The following is an 18,900-nucleotide window of genomic DNA, read 5'->3' on the forward strand; positions in this document are numbered from 1 at the left end:
GTCAGGCGGGGTCGTCGTCCGGTCGCGCGCCGAAGACGATCTCATCCCAGCTCGGCATCGCGGCACGGCCGCGGCGCCCGGAAGGCTTTCGGGCGCCGGGCGCCGGATCCTCCGGCGCGCCGGCGGTCTCCGACGCGCCGACGTCGGCGCCCGTGGAGCGCTCGACCTCGATCGCGGTCTCCTCCGGCGGATCGTCGAGCGGGATGTCGACGATTCTGATCGATCCGGTGGAGGGATGAGCGGCCCGGGCGGACTCGCGATCCTCGTCGGGGGCCTGCGGTGCCTCCCGCTCGCCGCGGCGCTTGCGGAGCGCCTCGAGGAGGTCGGCGGTCTGGTTCATGGGTGCGTCGGAGTCGTTCAGAGCAGACGACCGCCCACCGGCGTCGCCGATGCGAGGCGGACTGGCCTCCGCGTCGGTGTCCTCGTCGAACTCGAAGGCTCCACTATCGAAGCGCGAGCTCGTTCCGCGATGCTCGGCGGGCACGGCGCGAAGTCGAGGCACGACCGTCGCGGGCGGGTCGCCCTGCTGGGAGAGGGACTGCGCCTCGCGATTGGCGGGAGCGAGGGAGCCCTTCTTGGGATCGAAGGTCCACAGCGCCGCGCGTGCGACGTCGTCGTCGACAAAGCTCACCGTCAGGGTCCATTGGCCAGCACGCTTCGCCGCCGTCCATCGCACGTCGCGCGCCGAGAGTTCGGCCAAACGCTCATCGATGACCGTGCCAAAGGTCTGCAGCGCTCCCGTGTCTCCCTCCGCGGCGACCGCGACTGTTACCCCTCGAGCCGACGAGATGACGAACTCCCGCTCGGCGAGAACCGGGCCTTCGAAGCGCTCGATGTACTCGAGTGGCTCTCCGGTCGCTGCTGCGACCTCGGCGGCGGACTGACCAGACCGGATGGCCGCCTGGATGTCCTTGGGGCCGACGCGGTGCGCGGACGCGCCCGCAGGCCGGTGCTGTCGCAGAGCAGCGTGCAGGCCCTCCGTGATGGGGATGCGGAAGCGATCACCGGCGGCGGAGACCACGATGAGCGCGCCGTCCTCGGCGCCAACCACTGTGAGTTCATCCATGCGCAGGCCCTTCCCTCGTGCCGCGAGTGCGCCCAGCATCCCACGCGCGAGGCCCGCAGTCGGGGAATAGCGCGGGCGTGCCGTGCGTTTGGCGAGACAGCACCGTCGGGAGAACCCCGGGCGCGCGGTTTGCGTTTCTGGCTACCTTCCTGCAAACTGTGCGCGCCGAACGCGGCGCCCGAGCACCGACGAGAAGTGGAATGGCATGGCAACCGACTACGACGCCCCCCGCAAGACGGACGAGGAAACCGACTCGATCCAGGCCTTGCAGGAGCGGGTTCCCGACAAGATGTCGGGCGTGGTCGACGCCGACGATGCCGATAACCCCGGCTTCGAGCTCGCCGGGCAAGACCTCGCCGACCTCGATCTGGACGTCGTGGTGCTCCCTCCGCAGGCGGACGAGTTCACCTGCGTCAGCTGCTTCCTCGTGAAGCATCGCTCGCAGCTGGATCACCAGGAGAAGCTCGGCGCCATCTGCCGCGAGTGCGCCTGATCTGAGCGGTCGCGTCAGCCTCCCGCAGCCGGTGCCGCACCGGCGCCGATCGCGAGCGCGAGCTCATCCGGCCGCCGACTCGAGATGAGCCAGTAGGGCGTGGGATCGTCGTCGTCGTCGATCGTGATGCGCACGACGGGATCGACGTCGCCTCGCAGCAGAAGCCAGGCGCGAGCATCCAGACCGGGCCCGCGCGCCTGTCGCGCGTCCTCTCCGCGCGCGACCTGGACCGCTCCCAGGAGCGAGAGCGGGATGCGCGCACGCCCTGCCGTCAGCGCACCGTCGGCGACCTCGATCACGGGGGCGAGCGCCCACAGCAGTGAGATGAGCGCGCCGCTCAGCACCAGCCCGGTGACGACGCCTGCGGGAACGCTCACCGGCGCGAGAACGAGGATGCTCGCGGGAAGCGCGAGGAGCGCGACGATGTGAAGCCACGCGGAGGGGTGCAGTCGCTCTCGAAACAGGGGCATATCCCTATTCGACCATGCACTAGCCTCGACGGCGTGCCCGCTACCCTCGATGTGCTGCAGACCGGTTCACTTCCACCCGCCTACGCTCACCCCGGTGACGCCGGTGCCGACCTCAGGGCGGCCGAGCCGGTCGTTCTCGCCCCCGGCGAGCGGGCCACGATCGGCACCGGCTGCGCGATCGCTCTTCCCGACGGCTTCGCCGCATTCGTCGTGCCGCGCAGCGGACTCGCCGCGAACCACGGCATCACGATCGTCAATTCTCCCGGCACGGTCGACGCCGGCTACCGGGGGGAGTTGCGGGTGACGCTCCTGAACACGGATGCCCGCGAGAGCTACTCGATCGCGGTGGGTGACCGCATCGCTCAGCTCATCGTCTGGCCCATCGTGCGGGCGCACTTCGTCCCGGTGGAGTCGCTCCCCGGTTCGCATCGTGGTCAGCGAGGATTCGGTTCTACCGGCTACGGTGAGGGGCCGGACTCGACTGAAGGAGCCCCCGCGTGACCGATCCCCAGCTCCCCGACGGGCCGCTGCCCGACGACGCCAAGTCAGCCCCGGCCGACCGCGCCGAGGCTGGCCCGCTCGACGAGAGCGAGGCGAACGCAGTGCGACCCTACGTCGATCTCGGCGGCGTCAAGCTCGTACCACGCACGGACCTGCAACTGCGGCTGGAGGTCGACGAGTCCAGCAAGCGCGTCGTGGCGGTCAGCATCGACTACGGCGGGTCGACACTGCAGGTTCAGCCGTTCGCCGCGCCCCGGTCGAGCGGCCTGTGGCACGAGATCAGGGCCCAGATTGCGGAGCAGGTACGGTCTCAGGGCGGGGAGGTGACCGAGCGCGCGGGTACCTTCGGCCCCGAGCTCGTCGCGCGCATCCCGGTCGCCGGCGGCGAGAACGGCACGACGCGCCTCGCGCGCTTCATCGGTGTCGATGGGCCTCGGTGGTTCTTGCGCGGTGTCGTCGCTGGCCAGGGCGCCACCGATTCCGCTGCTGCGGGGGCCATCGACGATGTCTTCCGCAGCATCGTCGTCGTCCGGGGAACGACGCCGATGCCCCCGCGCGACCTCATTCCTCTTCATGTGCCGCAGGGCGCGACGGCACCGGGCGGCCAGACTGCGGCCCCAGCCGGCTCGTGAGCGCCGATCCCACGCCGACGCCGGGCGCACCCGCCGACCCGGACGTGCGCGCGGCGCTGACCGCCGCAGCGCGACGATCGGGCTTCGGGCGCGTCGAGCCCGGTGAACGGCCCACCGCGCACGCCCTCTGGGGTGCCGTCGGAGGGGTCAGGGGTCTGGTCGAATCCCTTCTCCCAGGCTTCCTGTTCCTCGTCGTGTTCACGATCACCCAAGAGGTCGCTCCCTCTGTCCTGGTGCCCCTCGGCATCGCGGTCGTGTTCGTTCTCGTCCGCGCCCTCACGCGCTCGCCGGTCGCGCCCGCCGTCATCGGACTCGTCGGTATCGGACTCTCGGCGGGCCTCGCGCTCTGGACGGGCCGGGCGGAGGAGAATTTCCTGCTCGGCTTCGTCATCAACGGTGTCTGGCTCGCCGCGCTCCTCATCAGCCTCCTGGCGAGGCGCCCGCTTATCGGGGTCATTGCTGGCTTGCTGACGGGTGACTCCGAGTGGCGGGCCGATCCGGCGAAGCGCACCGTGCTCACGGTCGCGACATGGCTGTGGGTCGGGATGTTCGTGCTCAGGCTCGGGGTTCAGGTGCCGTTCTATCTGGCCGAGCAGGCTGCCGCCCTTGCGGCGACGAAGCTGCTCATGGGCCTGCCCCTCTACGCGGCCGTGCTCTGGATCACCTGGCTCATGGTGCGGGCTGTGTATGCGCGCGGCGCGGAGACAGCGGGGTCGCCACAGAAGCCTGCGAGCGAGTGATATCGTCTATTTATCTTGATATCAAGATAAATGGTACGACCCGGCGCGGCGGCTAGGCTGGCGGCGTGCTGGACGCGACGCCGCAGGCATCGGCATCGCCACCAATTCGTGTAAGGAGACCTGACGTGTCTGCAGTGAACAGTTTCGACGCCCTCGACACCCTCGACGTGGCCGGTACCGAGTACCAGGTGTTCCGCATCGACAAGGTTCCCGGTTACGAGAAGCTCCCCTTCAGTCTCAAGGTGCTGCTGGAGAACCTGCTGCGCACCGAAGACGGCAAGAACGTCACCGACCAGCAGATTCGCGCCCTCGGAGCATGGCAGCCCACCGCGGAGCCCGACACCGAGATCCAGTTCACGCCCGCGCGGGTCGTGATGCAAGACTTCACCGGTGTTCCGTGCATCGTCGACCTGGCGACCATGCGCGAAGCCGTTGCCGAGCTCGGCGGCGACCCGCACAAGATCAACCCGCTCGCGCCCGCCGAATTGGTCATCGACCACTCCGTGATCGCCGACCTGTTCGGCACTGAGGACGCCCTCGAGCGCAATGTCGAGATCGAGTACGAGCGCAACGGCGAGCGGTACCAGTTCCTGCGCTGGGGCCAGACGGCCTTCGACGACTTCAAGGTCGTGCCCCCCGGCACCGGCATCGTGCACCAGGTGAACATCGAGCACCTCGCCAAGGTCACTTACACGCGCGAGGTCGACGGCGTGCTGCGCGCCTACCCCGATACGTGCGTCGGCACCGACTCGCACACGACCATGGTCAACGGGCTCGGCGTTCTCGGCTGGGGAGTGGGTGGCATCGAGGCCGAGGCGGCCATGCTCGGTCAGCCCGTGTCGATGCTCATCCCCAAGGTGGTCGGCTTCAAGCTCACGGGTTCGATTCCGACGGGCGTGACTGCGACCGATGTCGTGCTCACCATCACCGAAATGCTGCGCAGGCACGGAGTCGTCGGCAAGTTCGTCGAATTCTACGGCGACGGTGTTGCGCAGGTTCCTCTCGCGAACCGCGCCACGATCGGCAACATGAGCCCCGAGTTCGGATCCACCGCGGCAATGTTCCCCATCGACGACGTGACGCTCGACTACTTGCGTCTCACCGGCCGTTCCGAGAGCCAGGTCGCGCTCGTCGAGGCCTACGCGCGCATGCAGACCATGTGGCACGACCCGAGCGTCGAGCCGGTCTTCAGCGAGTACATCGAGCTCGACCTCGGCACGGTCGTCCCGTCGATCGCCGGACCGAAGCGTCCGCAGGACCGCATCGAGCTCACGAATGCGCAGACCGCCTTCGAGACCGTCCTCAGCGAGTACACCTCGACCGAGCACTCGGGTGTGGACGCTGCGGTCGAGGGCACCTTCCCGGCGTCCGACCCCGTCGGCTTCACACCTGACGACGAGGAGTCGGCCCACCGCATCGCTCACCGCCACCGCTCGCAGGCGCCGCGCGCGGCATCGAACCCGATCGACGTCACGGTCGATGGCACAGAGTTCACGCTCGACCATGGCGCGGTCACGATCGCCGCGATCACGTCCTGCACGAACACCTCCAACCCCTCTGTCATGCTCGCGGCCGGCCTGCTCGCACGTAACGCAGCCCGCAAGGGTCTGAAGGCCAAGCCCTGGGTGAAGACCACGCTCGCTCCAGGCTCGAAGGTCGTGACCGACTACTACGAGAAGGCGGGACTCACCGACGACCTCGAGGCACTCGGCTTCTACACCGTCGGCTACGGGTGCACGACCTGCATCGGTAACTCCGGCCCGCTCGCGGACGAGATCTCTGCGGCCATCGCCGAGAAGGATCTCGCCGTCACGGCGGTGCTCTCGGGGAACCGCAACTTCGAGGGCCGCATCAATCCGGACGTGAAGATGAACTACCTCGCGAGCCCTCCACTGGTCATCGCGTACGCGCTCGCTGGCTCGATGAACTTCGACTTCGAGAGCGATCCGCTCGGCCAGGACCAGGACGGGCACGACGTCTACCTTCGCGACATCTGGCCGGAGGCCTCTGAGGTGCAGTCGACGATCGACTCCTCGATCGACACGAGCATGTTCACCCACCAGTACGCATCGGTCTTCGAGGGCGATGAGCGCTGGAAATCGTTGCCGACACCCGATGGTGCGACGTTCGAATGGAACCCCGAGTCGACCTACGTGCGCAAGCCTCCGTACTTCGAGGGCCTGACGCTCGAGACGTCTCCCGTCTCCGACATCGTCGGGGCCCGGGTGCTCGCGAAGCTCGGCGACTCCGTCACGACCGACCACATCAGCCCGGCCGGGTCGATTAAGGCCGACTCGCCCGCAGGGCGTTACCTCACGGAGCACGGCGTCGATCGCAAGGACTTCAACTCCTACGGTTCGCGCCGCGGCAACCACGAGATCATGATCCGCGGCACCTTCGCGAACATCCGCCTGCGCAATCAACTGCTGTCCGACGCGAACGACGGCGCGGGCGTCGAGGGCGGCTTCACGCGGGACTTCACGAAGCCGGATGCCCCGCAGGCGTTCATCTACGACGCGAGCGAGAGCTACCAGGCCGCGTCGATCCCTCTCGTCATCCTCGCCGGCAAGGAGTATGGCTCGGGCTCAAGCCGTGACTGGGCGGCGAAGGGCACCAGCCTGCTGGGCGTGAGCGCCGTCATCGCCGAGAGTTTCGAGCGCATCCACCGGTCCAACCTCATCGGCATGGGCGTGGTCCCCCTGCAGTTCCCCGCAGGAGAGTCCGCGGAGTCGCTGGGGCTCGATGGCACCGAGGTCATCGCGATCACGGGCATCGAGGAGCTCAACGAGGGCAGGACTCCTCGCACGGTGCGCGTCGTCGCGACGCCGAGCGAGCACTCCGCGCAGGGCAAGGAGACCGTCGAGTTCGACGCCGTGGTGCGGATCGACACCCCCGGCGAGGCCGACTACTACCGCAACGGCGGCATCCTGCAGTACGTGCTGCGCTCGCTGGTGTGAGGGTTCCGAGCGCGTCCGCACGGCACGCTCTCCGCGTGGCTGAAGACCCACCCGCTCTTCAGCCACGGCCCGTGCGCGCTCGCGTAGAGTGACCCAATGGCACTACTCGAGACCGTTCACGGCCCCCGCGATCTTGACCGACTGAGTCCCTCAGAGCTGGTGGAGCTCGCGGAGGAGATCCGCCGCTTCCTGGTCTCCGAGGTGTCGAAAACCGGCGGGCACCTGGGTCCGAATCTCGGCGTCGTCGAACTGACGATCGGCATCCATCGGGTGTTCGACTCGCCCCGCGATGCGATCGTGTGGGACACGGGTCACCAGTCGTACGTGCACAAGCTGCTGACCGGACGCCAGGATTTCAGCCGATTGCGAATGAAGGGCGGCCTCGCGGGCTATCCGCAGCGCGATGAGTCAGAGCACGACATCGTCGAGAGCTCGCACGCCTCAAGCTCTCTGAGCTGGGCCGACGGCATCTCGCGCGCCTTCACGATGACCGGCCAGGGCGACCGTCACGTCGTCGCCGTGGTCGGCGATGGAGCGCTCACGGGCGGCATGACGTGGGAGGCGCTCAACAACATCTCGGACGACAACATCCGCAACCTCGTGATCGTGGTCAACGACAACGGACGGTCTTACGCGCCCACTATCGGAGGCATGGCGCGATTCCTGTCGGACGTTCGCACGCGGCGCTCGTACTACCGCTTCCGTCGCGGCACGGAGCGAGCGTTCGGCTACCTGGGCGCTCCGGGTCGCGCGGTCTACCGCGGAGTGCGCGGAGGCCTGCACGGGTTCCTGTCCCGGGTGAGCAACAACGAGTCCCTCTACAGCAATCTCGACATCAAGTACATCGGTCCCGTCGACGGTCACGATCTGGGCGACATGGAGCGCGCGCTGCGCCAGGCCAAGGAGTACGAGGCCCCGGTGATCGTGCATGCGATCACGCAGAAGGGCAAGGGCTACGAGCCGGCACTTGCCGATGTGGCCGACCAGTTCCACGCCGTCGGGCAGATCGACCCTGAGACGGGGGAGCCCGTGGAGTCGGTGAGCAAGCCGTCGTGGACCTCCGTCTTCGCTGAGGAGATCGTGACGCTGGCCGACCGCGACCGGCGCATCGTCGGCATGACCGCGGCGATGCTGAGGCCCACCGGGCTTCACAAGCTCGCGGAGAAGCACCCGGACCGCATCATCGATGTCGGCATCGCCGAGCAGCACGCCGTCGCCTCCGCCGCGGGGCTCGCCTACGGAGGTATGCACCCCGTCGTGGCGCTCTACGCCACCTTCATCAACCGCGCCTTCGATCAGGTGCTCATGGATGTCGCGCTGCATCGCGCCGGGGTCACGTTCGTGCTCGATCGTGCCGGCGTCACGGGGCCGGATGGCGCGAGCCACCACGGAATGTGGGACCTCGCCATCCTGCAGGTCGTGCCGGGCATCCGTCTCGCCGCGCCGCGGGACGCTGCTCGCCTGCGCGAGGAGCTCGCCGAGGCCGTCGCTGTCGACGATGCGCCGACCGTACTGCGATTTTCGAAGGGCTCCGTCGGCACCGAGTTCGAGGCCGTGCGCCGCACGAGCGACGGAGTGGACGTGCTGCGCGAGGCCCCGCACAAGGACGTGCTCATCATCACGGTCGGGCCCATGGCGAAGATCGGGCTCGAGGTCGCAGAGCGCCTTGCCGACCAGGGCATCGGCGCGACGGTGGTGGACCCTCGCTGGGTCGTGCCGGTGGCCTCCAGCATCATCGACTTCGCTCGAGAGCATCGCATCGTCGTGAGCATCGAGGACGGCATCCGGGTCGGGGGCATCGGCACGCGCATCCGGCAGGAGCTGCGTGCGGCAGGAGTGGACACCGCGGTCGACGAGCTGGGCCTGCCTGACGAGTTCTTGCAGCACGCCAGCCGTGACGAGATTCTCGACCGCGTCGGCCTCTCCTCTCAGGCCATCGCGCGCGACCTCGTCGCGCAGGTGCTCGGCACCCGCATCCCGGTGGCGCGCCCGCTACCGGAGGACGCCTCGATCTCGGTCGATCAGGACGAGCGCTCCCGCTGACCGTCAGCGGACGCCGCGGATCGGCGGCTCGTGGAAAGTAGCGCCGAAGACGCGCTCGGAGGCGCCGACACGATCGAGGAACGGCGTGATGCCGCCCATCTGGAACGGCCAGCCCGCACCGAGGATCATGCACAGGTCGATGTCCTCCGGCGCGGCGACCACGCCGTCCTCGAGCATGCGGTGGATCTCGTCGGCCAGGCCGTCCTCGAGACGCTGCGTGAGCTCCTCGACAGTCCACGGCGTCGCGCCCTCGGGGCGATGCTTGCCCACGATCGCGATCGCCTTCTTGTCGATGCCCTTGGCGTTCCCCTTGGAGTCCTTCTCCAGCAGCACGCCGGCTTCGGCCAGCTCGTGAAGAGCGCGCGATTCGAAGAAGCGGTCAGGAAAGGCGCCGTGGTGGGTATCGAGCACGTGCGCGCCGACCTTGAGCCCGACGAGGTCGAGCAGGACGAACGGATCCATCGGGAGGCCGAAGTGGCGCTGGGCCTCGACGACCGTCTCGAACGGCGTGCCGATCTCGACGGCGTGCATGGCCTCGCCGAGCAGCTTGGCGAGCACGCGGTTGACGACGAAACCGGGGGAGTCTGCCGTGATCACGGCATTCTTGCGCAGCTTCGCCGCGATGGCCATCGCGGTCGCGAGGCTCGCCTCGTTCGTGCGCGGAGCATTGACGACCTCGATGAGTGGCATGACCGCGACCGGGTTGAAGAAGTGGAAGCCCACCAGACGCTCGGGGTGCTGCAGCTTCTCGCCGATCCTCTCCACCGAGAGCGATGACGTGTTGGTCGCCAGGATCGCCTCGGGGGAGACGATGGCCTCGATCTCCTCGAAGAGATCCTGCTTGATCGTGAGCTCCTCGAAGACTGCCTCGATGACCCAGTCGCAGTCGGCGAAGTCCTTCTTGTCGATCGTGCCCGTCACGAGCGCGCGCAGCCGGTTGGCCTCGTCGGCGTCGATGCGGCCCTTCTGCTCGAGCGTGGAGATCTCGCCGCGGATGTAGTCCAGGCCCTTGTCGACCCGCTCCTGATCGAGGTCGGTGATGATGACCGGCACCTGCAGCCTGCGCACGAACAGCAGGGCGAACTGACTCGCCATGAGCCCGGCCCCGAGCACACCGACCTTCGCAATGGGCCTGGCGAGGTCTTTCTCGGGGGCGCCGGCCGGCTTCTTCGCCCGCTTCTGCACGAGGTTGAAGGCGTAGATCGACGCACGGAACTGGTCACCGGAGACGAGATCGGCGAGCGCCTCGTCCTCTGCTGCGAAGCCCGTGGCCTTGTCGCTGCTCTTCGCCGACTTCAGGAGGTCGAGAGCCACGTAGGGCGAGCGCGCGACGGTGCCGATGCGCTTCTCGAGCATGGAGCGCGCGATGCCGATCGCGGCATCCCACTTGACGGTGCGCTCGATCTTGCCCGGGGCGTTCTTGCGCTTGACCTTCGTCTCTCCCGCGATGACGCCGTCCGCCCAGCGGATCGACTCCTCGAGGAAGTTCGCCGGACCGAACATCACGTCGGCCATGCCGAGCTCGAGAGCTTCGGCAGGCTTGAGGGTGCGGTTGTTCTTGAGAGGGTTCTCGACGACGACCTTGAGGGCGTTCTCGATGCCGATGAGGTTGGGCAGCAGCCAGGCGCCTCCCCAGCCGGGGATGATGCCGAGGAAGACCTCGGGCAGGGCGAGAGCTGCAGCGCTTGAGTCGAGCGTGCGATAGTCGGCGTTGAGCGCGATCTCCACACCGCCGCCGAGCGCGAGCCCGTTGATGAAGCAGAACGAGGGAACGCCCATCTCGCCGAGCTTGCCGAGGGCGTAGTGGCCCAGCTGGGCCATCTGGCGCCCCGCGCCGTGGTTCGGGATGGCGCCGACCTTGGACAGGTCGGCGCCCGCGGCGAGGATGAAGGGCTTGCCCGTGATCGCGACTCCGCGGATCTCGCCCGCGGCGCCGCGCGCCTTCTGCTCGTCCAGCACGCGCGCCAGCTCGAGGAGCCCCTGGGGGCCCAGGGTGCTCGGCCGCGTGTGGTCGCGCCCGTTGTCGAGCGTCACGAGCGCGAGGGTGCCGCCGCTGGCCAGAGGGACGTCGCGCACGAAGGAGTGCGTGACTACCTCGTCATCGCTCAGGCCGAGAAGCTCGGTGAACTGATTGGCGGAGTACTGGCTGATTGCTGATGCTGTCGCTGCCACGGTCACTTCTTCTTTCCGGTGTAGTGCGGGTTCTCCCAGATGACGGTGCCGCCCTGGCCCAGGCCGACGCACATCGCCGTCAAGCCGTAGCGCACGTCGGGGCGCTCCTCGAACTGGCGCGCGAGCTGGATCATGAGCCGCACCCCCGAGCTGGCCAGCGGGTGCCCGAAGGCGATCGCACCGCCCCACGGGTTCACCCGGGGGTCGTCGTCGTCCACGCCGAAGTGATCGAGGAAGCTGAGCACTTGCACGGCGAAGGCCTCGTTGAGCTCGAAGAGCCCGATGTCGTCGATCGACAGACCCGCCTTGGCGAGCGCCTTCTCCGTAGAGGGGATCGGGCCGATACCCATGACCTCCGGTGCGACGCCCGCGAAGGCGAAGCTCACCAGCCGCATCTTGGTCGACAGCCCGAGCTCCTTGGCGGCATCGGCGCTCGCGAGCAAGCTCACCGTCGCGCCGTCGGTGAGAGGCGACGCGTTGCCCGCGGTGACGCGGCCGTGCGGTCGGAAGGGCGTCTTGAGGCCCGCAAGCCCCTCCATCGTGGTCTCGGGCCGCAGGCCCTCGTCCATCGTGGCAAGCCCGTACCCGCTCTCGCTGCGGAGCGCGACGGGGACGAGGTCGGGCTGGATCTTGCCCGCCTCGTAGGCCGCGGCCACCTTCTGCTGGCTGCGCATCCCATAGCGGTCCGACCGCTCCTTCGTGAGTGCAGGGAAGCGGTCGTGCAGGCGTTCCGCGGTGATGCCCATGTTGAGCGCGTCGGCACTGACGAGCTTCTCGGCGAGGAATCGCGGATTGGGATCAGCGCCGAAACCCATCGGGTGGCGACCCATGTGCTCGACTCCGCCGGCGATCGCCACATCGTAGGCGCCGAACGCGATGCCACCCGCCGTCGTGGTGACTGAGGTCATGGCGCCGGCGCACATTCGGTCGATCGCGAAGCCCGGCACGGAGAGCGGAAGCCCGGCCAGGATCGCGGCTGTGCGACCGAGGGTCAGCCCCTGGTCGCCCTGCTGCGTCGTCGCGGCGATGGCGACATCGTCCACGCGCTCCTTCGGCAGGGAGGGGTTGCGCTCGAGCAGGCCGATCATGGCTTTGACGATGAGATCGTCCGCCCGGGTTCCCCAGTACATGCCCTTCTCGCCTGCGCGACCGAAGGGGGTGCGCACCCCGTCCACGAATACGACGTCGGCTCGCTTGGCCACAGTGCCTCCCAGTGCAATGGTGATGCTGACTTGACTGACGGAGCCCAGCCTAGGGAGGGTGTCTCGCGCCGCTCGCATCGCCTGCGTCTTCCTACGAATCCTCCGGGGGAGCCTCCGCGAGGGCTTGGTGGGCTTCGACAAAGGCTTGGCCGATCAACTGTGCGGTCGCCTCAATCTGCCACGGTCGAGCGCCGAGTTCGGCGAGACGGTCGGCGATCGCGCGCTCTCCCGCGTCACCGGGAGGCGACCAGGCCAGTCGACGCAGATGGTCGGGGGTGAGGAGATTCTCGAGAGGCAGCCGATACTGCTCAGCCGCAGAGGTGAGGGCCTCACGCGCGGCCTTGAGCCGTGCATCCGCCTCGGGGTTGCGGTCGCTCCACGCGCGGGGCGGCGGCAGCGCGTCATCCCGCACCCGCAGCGCAGGCAGGTCGTCGGTGGCGAGACCGGCCGCGATCGCCGCCCACCAGCGGTCCAGTTGCGATCTGCTCGCGCGACCGTGGAAGCCGGAGAGGCCGGCGAGCTCTGCTTTCGACGCCAGGGCCGCCTTCGCCGCCGTCACGATGGACGAGTCCGGCAGCAGACGACCCGGCGCCGTGTCGACCTCGTGCGCGTAGGCGTCGCGTGCCCGCCATAGCTCGCGTGCGACAGCGAGGCCGCGCTGACCGCGCACCGCGTGCAGACCCGAGAGGCGGCGCCAGGGCTCGGCGCGGGGTTCCGGCGCATCCCGCTCGAGCACGGCGGTGAACTCTTCCTGGGCGATGACCATCTTGCCCTGCTCCGCCAGACGAGTCTCGATCACGTCGCGCACGTCAAGCAGCAGCTCGACGTCGAGCGCGGCGTAGGTGAGCCAGGAGGCAGGCAGGGGGCGCGTGGACCAGTCGGCGGCCGAGTGCTCCTTCGCGAGATGGAGCCCGAGGGTCTCCTCCACGATCGCGCCGAGGCCGACACGAGGGTAGCCCGCTAGTCGCGCGCCCAGCTCGGTGTCGAAGATCTCGTGCGGCTCGAGCCCCAGCTCCCGCAGACAGGGCAGATCTTGGCTCGCCGCGTGCAGCACCCACTCCTCCTGCCCGATCGCCTCCTGCAGCTCGCCGAAGGAGCCGATGGCGGGCGGATCGAACAGCATCACCTCGGTGCCGCGCCGAAAGACCTGGATGAGGTAGGCGCGCTGAGAGTAGCGGAAGCCGCTCGCACGCTCCGCGTCCACGGCGACAGGGCCGGATGCCCGACGCAGCAGGTCGACAGCGGCGAGATAGTCATCGCGCGTGTCGATGACCCGTGGCGTCGATGCGGGCGCCGCGCGGGGTAGCGCGGCGAGCTCCTGCCCGTCGGTCTCGGACTCCTGCCCTTCAGTCACGCGACGCCCGTCTGGGCGGCAGCACCGCCACACCCTCGGGTGCCGGCGGGTAGCCGGCGACCATGCACAGCAGCTCGGCCCAGCCTTCGACGTGCGGCCTCAGGTCGGTGTCGAGCGGGCTCCAGCTGGCGCGCAACTCGAGCTGCGCGCCATTGCCCTGCTCGGAGAGCTCGCCGTAGCCGGTCGAGAGCACCTTCGTCGCCGTACCGCTGATGGCGGTGTACGTGGCGCCCCGAGCGCTCAGCGCATCCACCAGCCACGACCAGGCGACATCCGCCACGAACGGGTCGAGGCCGATCTCTGTCTCCAGAGGAGCCTGCGCGAAGCACACCACCCGCAAGGGGCCGCCCCAGCCCTCCGGTTCCTCGGGGTCGAACAGAATCACGATGCGCCCTGTTCCGAGATCCGAATCGTCGGCATGCCGCGCGGGGTTGACGTCTGCCGCGAACGCGATCGCATACGGCGCGAGCCCGGTCGGCGCGGGAATATCGCGCACATCGAGCTCGTCGCGCAGGGCCGACCGGTCGATCGAGGAGACCAGGGAGTCGAAGATCGCCTCCGGCGTCGAAGCGGAGGTCGTGGCGGGAGGCACGTGAAGCAGACTAGGCGCACTTGCTAGGTTGACCGCGTGAGACTCGCCGTTCTGCCGTGCCGCGCCGCCGCTGCCCCCACCGTGGAGGGGCACTGATGCCGAGCGGGCGAGGGTCGTGGGCGCGCGCATCACTCGCGGTCGCCGGTGCCGGTCTCGTCGTGACGGGCGCCGCGGCGGTCGCCCTCGCCGTCTCGGTCGCGCGGCGCGTCGTCACGCCGCCGACCGTGCGTCCGGAGGATGTGCGCATCCTTTCGGTTGATGAGCGCGCGGGCACCCTGACTCTCGCGCCGACACCCGAGACGGTCGTGCCCGGTCGCTACGGCATGTGGTTCTCGCGCGACACCGGCTACCTTCGCGTCGGCACTGTTCTGAGTGCGAATCATCGAGCCGTCGTGCGTCGGCTTGAGCGCGTCGTGCACGGCAGCCTGGAGGGGGCGACGACGGGGCGGTGGAGCGGCTGGTACTACCTGAGACCGGAGGAGCTGGGTCTGCCTGTCGAGGACGTGACGGTGCCGACCGAGCTCGGTCCAGCGCCCGCATGGTGCTTTCCGGCAGAGGATACCGCGCACGTGGCGCGCGGAGGTTCGTGCTGGGCCATCCACATGCACGGCCGCGGCGTCACGCGATCCGAGGCGCTGCGGGCGGTGCCGGTTTTCCACGAGCTCGGCTACACGAGCCTCGTGATCAGCTACCGCAACGACGGTGAAGCTCCCGCGAGCCCTGACGGCCGCTATTCGCTCGGCGACGCCGAGTGGCGCGACCTCGAGGCCGCCGTGCGGTTCGCCCTCGAGCAGGGTGCGCAGCGCATCCTCGTCATGGGCTGGTCGATGGGGGGAGCCTCGACCCTGCAGTTCGTGACCCGCTCAGAGTTCTCCAGCGCCGTCGAGGGCATCGTTCTCGAGTCGCCCGTCGTGGATTGGATCCGCGTGTTGCATGCGCAGGCGGCGCAACAGGGGCTGCCCGACCCCGTGCGCACCGTCGCACTCGGCGTGCTCGGCAGCGATTGGGCCTCCGGCTGGGCGGGGCGGTCTGAGCCCATCGACTTCGACCGGCTCGACCTCGTCGAGCGCGCGGGCGAGCTGCGCACGCCGACACTCATCCTGCACAGCGACGGCGACACGTTCGTGCCGATCGACGGCAGCCTCGCGCTCGCCCGCGCTCGTCCCGACCTGGTGCGTCTGGAGAGGTTCGCGACGGCGCGCCACACGCGGCTGTGGAACTACGACGCGCGGCGGTGGGAGCGCGCGATCCGAGCCTGGGTCAGCGCTCGGGGCTGAGGCCCCATCGCCCGTAGAGGACGCCGTCGTCGTCCACCAGCAGCAGGCGCGGATCCGCGCGCAGGGAGACGGCCGCGTCGATGATCGGGATGCCCGAGCCGGCGATCCTCGGAACGACGGTGAGGCACAGCTCGTCGACGAGCCTCGCTGAGAGCAGGCCCGACGCGAGCGCAGGGCCCCCCTCCGCCACGATCCGGTGCAGTCCGCGCTCGCGCAGCGCGGCGAGCACCCGCTCGAGGGGCAGTGAACCCGCGTCGCCCCCGTCCAGGACGAGCACGTCGTGAGCAGTGCCGGCGAGCGTCCGGCGCACGGTGTCCGCACCGCGGTCTGTGGTGACGACGAGCACGTCTGCCCGCGCGGCTCCGTCCTGCGTGGTCGTCGCGTCGAAGCCGTGCCCTCTCAGGTCGCCGCTCACGCTGAGCACGACCAGGGGGGTGCGGCGGGGGCGGCCGAGGGACTCGGCCCGCACCGTGCTCGCGCCGACGAGCACGGCATCCGCGCTCTGGCGGATCACGCCGAGGATCATGCGGTCCGTGCCGGTCGTGAGGGACTCGGAGGTGCCGTCGGCGCCCGCCGCGCGCCCATCGAGAGTGGTCACGAGGTTGAGGCGAACGGTCGACCCCGGGGCCGGTTCGTACTCCTCGAGCAGCGCCTGCCTCCTGCCCGGGGCATCAGGATCGATGGTCGAGCGCGTGGGCAGGATGCGCTGCAGAGTCACGCTGCGGCCTTCTCACGCACCTGGCGTTGGATGCGTCCGAGCATGCCGGTCATGCCGCGCAGCCGGAGCGGGCTGACGGCGGAGGTCAGCCCCAGGTCGAAGGCGAAGTCTCCAGGAACCGCCAGCACAGCGTCGACGGTGCATCCGGAGAGGCCCTGCACGAGGATCGAGGCGAACCCGCGGGTCGTTGGCGATTCCGCGGGTGCTGTGGCGTGCACGGTCACCCCGCCATCGCGCACCTCCACGAGCAGGAACACGGGAGACTGGCACTCCTCGACGCGCTCGAACAGGTCGGTGAGGTCCCGGTGCTCGGGCGGGAGCTCGGGCAGGTCGTTCGAGAACTCGAGCAACAGCTGCAGGCGGTCATTCTCGCCAAGAGCGTGAAAGTCGTCGCGGATCTCGGCGAGGGAGTCGGGGAGTGCGGTGCTCACGACTCCACGCTACCGGCCGGGCAGCTCGCCGGGCTCGGATCCCGTCGTGATGGGCACCCGCACGGCGCTGCCCCACTCGGTCCACGACCCGTCGTAGTTGCGCACGCGGGGTACGCCGAGGAGGTGCGTGAGCACGAACCATGTGTGGCTCGACCGCTCGCCGATGCGGCAGTACGCGATGACGTCCTCGGCGTCGCCGATCGCCGCCTCGTCGCGGTAGATCGTCGCGAGCTCTTCCGCAGGGCGGAAGGTGCCGTCGTCCGCGGCGGCGCGCGCCCAGGGCACGCTGCGCGCGGTCGGGATGTGCCCCCCGCGGAGCGCGCCCTCGTCCGGATAGGCGGGCATGTGGGTGCGCTCGCCGGTGTACTCCTCAGGGGAACGCACGTCGATGAGCGGCTTGCCGAGGTGGGCGAGCACGTCCTCCTTGAAGGCGCGTATGCCCTCGTCCTGGCGCTCCACGACGGGATACTCGGTCGGCTCGGGGGCGGGCTTCTCGGTCGTGAGCGACCGACCCTCGGCGATCCACCGGTCGCGACCGCCGTCGAGGAGGCGGACGTCGTCGTGTCCGAACAGGGTGAACACCCACAGAGCGTACGCCGCCCACCAATTGCTCTTGTCGCCGTAGATGACGATCGTGGAATCGCGCCGGACTCCCTTGGAACTCATCAGCTCGGCGAATCCCTCGCCGTCGATGTAGTCGCGGACCACCGGATCGTTGAGCTCGGTGTGCCAGTCGATCTTGACGGCCCCCGGGATGTGCCCCGTCTCGTAGAGCAGGACGTCCTCGTCGCACTCGACGATGACCAGTCCCGGAGTGCGGAGGTTCTGCTCGAGCCACGCAGTGGTGACGAGCCTCTCGGGGTGGGCGTACGACTGCAGCTTGGCGTCGGGGTCAGTGGGAGCGGTCATGGAAGCCTCTCGAGTGTGCGGTGCGGGGGAGTGCGGCGACGGGGAGCCGACTCCAGAGCGGTAAACTGAGGCATACCGCCCGTAGACGAATCTACGCACTCCGACTGGGCGTCGCCCTCAGAGTGAGGCATCGGAGTGCGACATGCAGGGGTAGTCGCGGAATGAAGGCGGAGAACACGATGACGGGCACGACACGGCTCGTCGACCGGCATCCGGGCATGACCGCCTCGGAGCTCGTTGAGCATCTTGTGCCGCCGCGCCAATTCGCTGCGGCGAGCTTCGACAACTACATTCCCGATGAGCGCTACCCGTCGCAGGCGGCCGCGGTCGAGACAATGCGCGCCTTTGCGCGCGGCGCCGCATCCAGCCGCGGGGGCGGGCTCTTTCGCCGCCGCGGCGCAGAGACGCCCGAGCGCCCTGGCGTGTATCTCGATGGCGGATTCGGAGTCGGCAAGACCCACCTGCTCGCGGCGCTCTGGCATGCGACCTCGGGGCGCACGTTCTTCGGAACCTTCATCGAGTACACCGCGATCGTTGGAGCGCTCGGCTACCGCGAGGCGGTTGCGCACTTCCGGGGCGCCGCGCTCATCGCGATCGACGAGTTCGAACTGGACGATCCCGGCGACACGATGGTCATGTCGCGTCTGCTGGGCGAGCTCGTCGCGAGCGGCACGCGCATCGCGGCGACCTCCAACACTCCACCGCACGCCCTCGGCGAGGGACGGTTCGCCGCGCAGGACTTCCTCCGCGAGATCCATGCGCTGGCGGATCGCTTCACGACCGTGCGCATCGACGGCGAGGACTACCGCAAGCGCGACATCGAGGGTCACGCGGTGGCGCTCGAGGAGGACGCGTGGCGCGCACGAGTGGCGGCGCACGGTGGAACGGTCACCGTCGACGCGTTCGCCGACGTTCTGCGCCACCTGTCGACCGTTCACCCGAGCCGCTACATCGGGCTCATCCGCGACGTCGACGCGGTGGCGATGACGGAGGTCGCCGAACTGCGCTCTCAGACCGACGCACTCCGGCTCGTGGCGTTCATCGATCGTCTGTACGACGCCCAGATACCTATCTTCGCGACCGGTGTGCCGCTCGATCAGGTCTTCCCCGACGAGATGCTGGCCGGTGGGTACCGCAAGAAGTATCTGCGCGCGACCTCGCGCATGATCGCGCTGACCTCGACCTGAGAGGTATCGGCGGCGTCGGCCTCGCGGCGAGGCACCCAGACGAGAACGCTAGGATGAGGGTTGGTGTGCCGGGAAGCCTGGTCGGCGGACGGAACGTGCAGAGCACGTGCCGTGGCACTGCCCCGAGCCCTGGGCCGTGCACTCGACGACGCTATC

Annotated in this window: 17 protein-coding genes; 8 read left to right on the forward strand and 9 right to left on the reverse strand. The window is 69.0% G+C overall.

Annotated elements, in window-relative coordinates:
* Position 1: 1 nt before the first annotated feature.
* Positions 2-1,066 (reverse strand): septation protein SepH, encoded by a 1,065-nt coding sequence (gene sepH, locus RJQ01_RS08435; protein ID WP_350476294.1) that lies wholly within the window; start codon positions 1,064-1,066, stop codon positions 2-4.
* Positions 1,067-1,271: 205 nt separating this feature from the next.
* Between sepH and RJQ01_RS08440 the strand changes: the two genes are divergently transcribed.
* Positions 1,272-1,559 (forward strand): DUF4193 domain-containing protein, encoded by a 288-nt coding sequence (locus tag RJQ01_RS08440; RefSeq protein ID WP_152582930.1) that lies wholly within the window; start codon positions 1,272-1,274, stop codon positions 1,557-1,559.
* A gap of 14 nt (positions 1,560-1,573) precedes the next feature.
* Here RJQ01_RS08440 and RJQ01_RS08445 read toward each other — a convergent pair whose 3' ends face one another.
* The gene (locus RJQ01_RS08445; RefSeq protein ID WP_350476295.1) at positions 1,574-2,029 is read right to left on the reverse strand and encodes a DUF3093 domain-containing protein; all 456 of its coding nucleotides are present in this window, start codon (positions 2,027-2,029) and stop codon (positions 1,574-1,576) included.
* Between the two features lie 33 nt (positions 2,030-2,062).
* Between RJQ01_RS08445 and dut the strand changes: the two genes are divergently transcribed.
* The 5 genes from dut (at position 2,063) to dxs (ending at position 8,902) form a co-directional block, all read left to right on the forward strand.
* On the forward strand, positions 2,063-2,530 hold the full coding sequence (dut, locus tag RJQ01_RS08450; RefSeq protein ID WP_350476296.1) for a dUTP diphosphatase: 468 nt from the start codon (positions 2,063-2,065) through the stop codon (positions 2,528-2,530).
* Positions 2,527-3,162, forward strand: a complete 636-nt coding sequence (locus RJQ01_RS08455) for a DUF3710 domain-containing protein (protein ID WP_350476297.1) — start codon at positions 2,527-2,529, stop codon at positions 3,160-3,162. The genes dut and RJQ01_RS08455 overlap by 4 nt, the downstream gene beginning before the upstream one ends.
* Positions 3,159-3,902, forward strand: a complete 744-nt coding sequence (locus tag RJQ01_RS08460) for a DUF3159 domain-containing protein (RefSeq protein WP_350476298.1) — start codon at positions 3,159-3,161, stop codon at positions 3,900-3,902. Before RJQ01_RS08455 ends, RJQ01_RS08460 begins: the two co-directional genes overlap by 4 nt.
* A 125-nt stretch (positions 3,903-4,027) precedes the next feature.
* On the forward strand, positions 4,028-6,859 hold the full coding sequence (acnA, locus tag RJQ01_RS08465) for an aconitate hydratase AcnA (protein WP_350476299.1): 2,832 nt from the start codon (positions 4,028-4,030) through the stop codon (positions 6,857-6,859).
* Between the two features lie 96 nt (positions 6,860-6,955).
* The gene (gene dxs / locus RJQ01_RS08470; RefSeq protein ID WP_350476300.1) at positions 6,956-8,902 is read left to right on the forward strand and encodes a 1-deoxy-D-xylulose-5-phosphate synthase; all 1,947 of its coding nucleotides are present in this window, start codon (positions 6,956-6,958) and stop codon (positions 8,900-8,902) included.
* Between the two features lie 3 nt (positions 8,903-8,905).
* Here dxs and RJQ01_RS08475 read toward each other — a convergent pair whose 3' ends face one another.
* From RJQ01_RS08475 to RJQ01_RS08490, 4 genes are all read right to left on the reverse strand, one after another.
* Positions 8,906-11,053, reverse strand: a complete 2,148-nt coding sequence (locus RJQ01_RS08475) for a 3-hydroxyacyl-CoA dehydrogenase NAD-binding domain-containing protein (RefSeq protein WP_350476470.1) — start codon at positions 11,051-11,053, stop codon at positions 8,906-8,908.
* Between the two features lie 23 nt (positions 11,054-11,076).
* The gene (locus tag RJQ01_RS08480; RefSeq protein WP_350476301.1) at positions 11,077-12,276 is read right to left on the reverse strand and encodes a thiolase family protein; all 1,200 of its coding nucleotides are present in this window, start codon (positions 12,274-12,276) and stop codon (positions 11,077-11,079) included.
* 91 nt (positions 12,277-12,367) lie between these two features.
* Positions 12,368-13,630 (reverse strand): HRDC domain-containing protein, encoded by a 1,263-nt coding sequence (locus RJQ01_RS08485; protein WP_502885248.1) that lies wholly within the window; start codon positions 13,628-13,630, stop codon positions 12,368-12,370.
* The gene (locus RJQ01_RS08490) at positions 13,623-14,222 is read right to left on the reverse strand and encodes a DUF3000 domain-containing protein (protein ID WP_502885249.1); all 600 of its coding nucleotides are present in this window, start codon (positions 14,220-14,222) and stop codon (positions 13,623-13,625) included. The genes RJQ01_RS08485 and RJQ01_RS08490 overlap by 8 nt, the downstream gene beginning before the upstream one ends.
* A gap of 95 nt (positions 14,223-14,317) precedes the next feature.
* On the opposite strand from RJQ01_RS08490, the gene RJQ01_RS08495 reads away from it, so the two are divergent.
* Positions 14,318-15,499, forward strand: a complete 1,182-nt coding sequence (locus tag RJQ01_RS08495) for an alpha/beta hydrolase family protein (protein WP_350476302.1) — start codon at positions 14,318-14,320, stop codon at positions 15,497-15,499.
* On the opposite strand, the gene RJQ01_RS08500 is transcribed toward RJQ01_RS08495, so the two are convergent.
* From RJQ01_RS08500 to RJQ01_RS08510, 3 genes are read right to left on the reverse strand one after another with little or no spacing between them, the layout of a single operon-like run.
* Positions 15,483-16,217 carry a dihydrofolate reductase family protein gene (locus tag RJQ01_RS08500; protein ID WP_350476303.1) on the reverse strand — a complete coding sequence of 245 codons (735 nt, stop codon included), beginning with the start codon at positions 16,215-16,217 and terminating at the stop codon, positions 15,483-15,485. The two genes, RJQ01_RS08495 and RJQ01_RS08500, sit on opposite strands and share 17 nt — an antisense overlap.
* Positions 16,214-16,648 carry a SufE family protein gene (locus tag RJQ01_RS08505; protein WP_350476304.1) on the reverse strand — a complete coding sequence of 145 codons (435 nt, stop codon included), beginning with the start codon at positions 16,646-16,648 and terminating at the stop codon, positions 16,214-16,216. Before RJQ01_RS08505 ends, RJQ01_RS08500 begins: the two co-directional genes overlap by 4 nt.
* 9 nt (positions 16,649-16,657) lie before the next feature.
* Complete coding sequence (locus RJQ01_RS08510) at positions 16,658-17,557, reverse strand: sulfurtransferase (RefSeq protein ID WP_350476305.1); 900 nt, start codon at positions 17,555-17,557, stop codon at positions 16,658-16,660.
* Positions 17,558-17,718: 161 nt separating this feature from the next.
* On the opposite strand from RJQ01_RS08510, the gene zapE reads away from it, so the two are divergent.
* The gene (zapE, locus tag RJQ01_RS08515; RefSeq protein WP_502885250.1) at positions 17,719-18,744 is read left to right on the forward strand and encodes a cell division protein ZapE; all 1,026 of its coding nucleotides are present in this window, start codon (positions 17,719-17,721) and stop codon (positions 18,742-18,744) included.
* The last annotated feature ends 156 nt before the right edge of the window (positions 18,745-18,900 follow it).

It is taken from the genome of Microcella sp. (assembly GCF_040286215.1).
Taxonomy (GTDB): domain Bacteria; phylum Actinomycetota; class Actinomycetes; order Actinomycetales; family Microbacteriaceae; genus Microcella.

Coding starts and splice junctions, on each gene's coding strand:
- sepH (WP_350476294.1), bottom strand. CDS start 1,066: ATGGATGAACTCACAGTGGTTGGCGCCGAGGACGGCGCGCTCATCGTG.
- RJQ01_RS08440 (WP_152582930.1), top strand. CDS start 1,272: ATGGCAACCGACTACGACGCCCCCCGCAAGACGGACGAGGAAACCGAC.
- RJQ01_RS08445 (WP_350476295.1), bottom strand. CDS start 2,029: ATGCCCCTGTTTCGAGAGCGACTGCACCCCTCCGCGTGGCTTCACATC.
- dxs (WP_350476300.1), top strand. CDS start 6,956: ATGGCACTACTCGAGACCGTTCACGGCCCCCGCGATCTTGACCGACTG.
- RJQ01_RS08495 (WP_350476302.1), top strand. CDS start 14,318: ATGCCGAGCGGGCGAGGGTCGTGGGCGCGCGCATCACTCGCGGTCGCC.
- RJQ01_RS08510 (WP_350476305.1), bottom strand. CDS start 17,557: ATGACCGCTCCCACTGACCCCGACGCCAAGCTGCAGTCGTACGCCCAC.
- zapE (WP_502885250.1), top strand. CDS start 17,719: ATGAAGGCGGAGAACACGATGACGGGCACGACACGGCTCGTCGACCGG.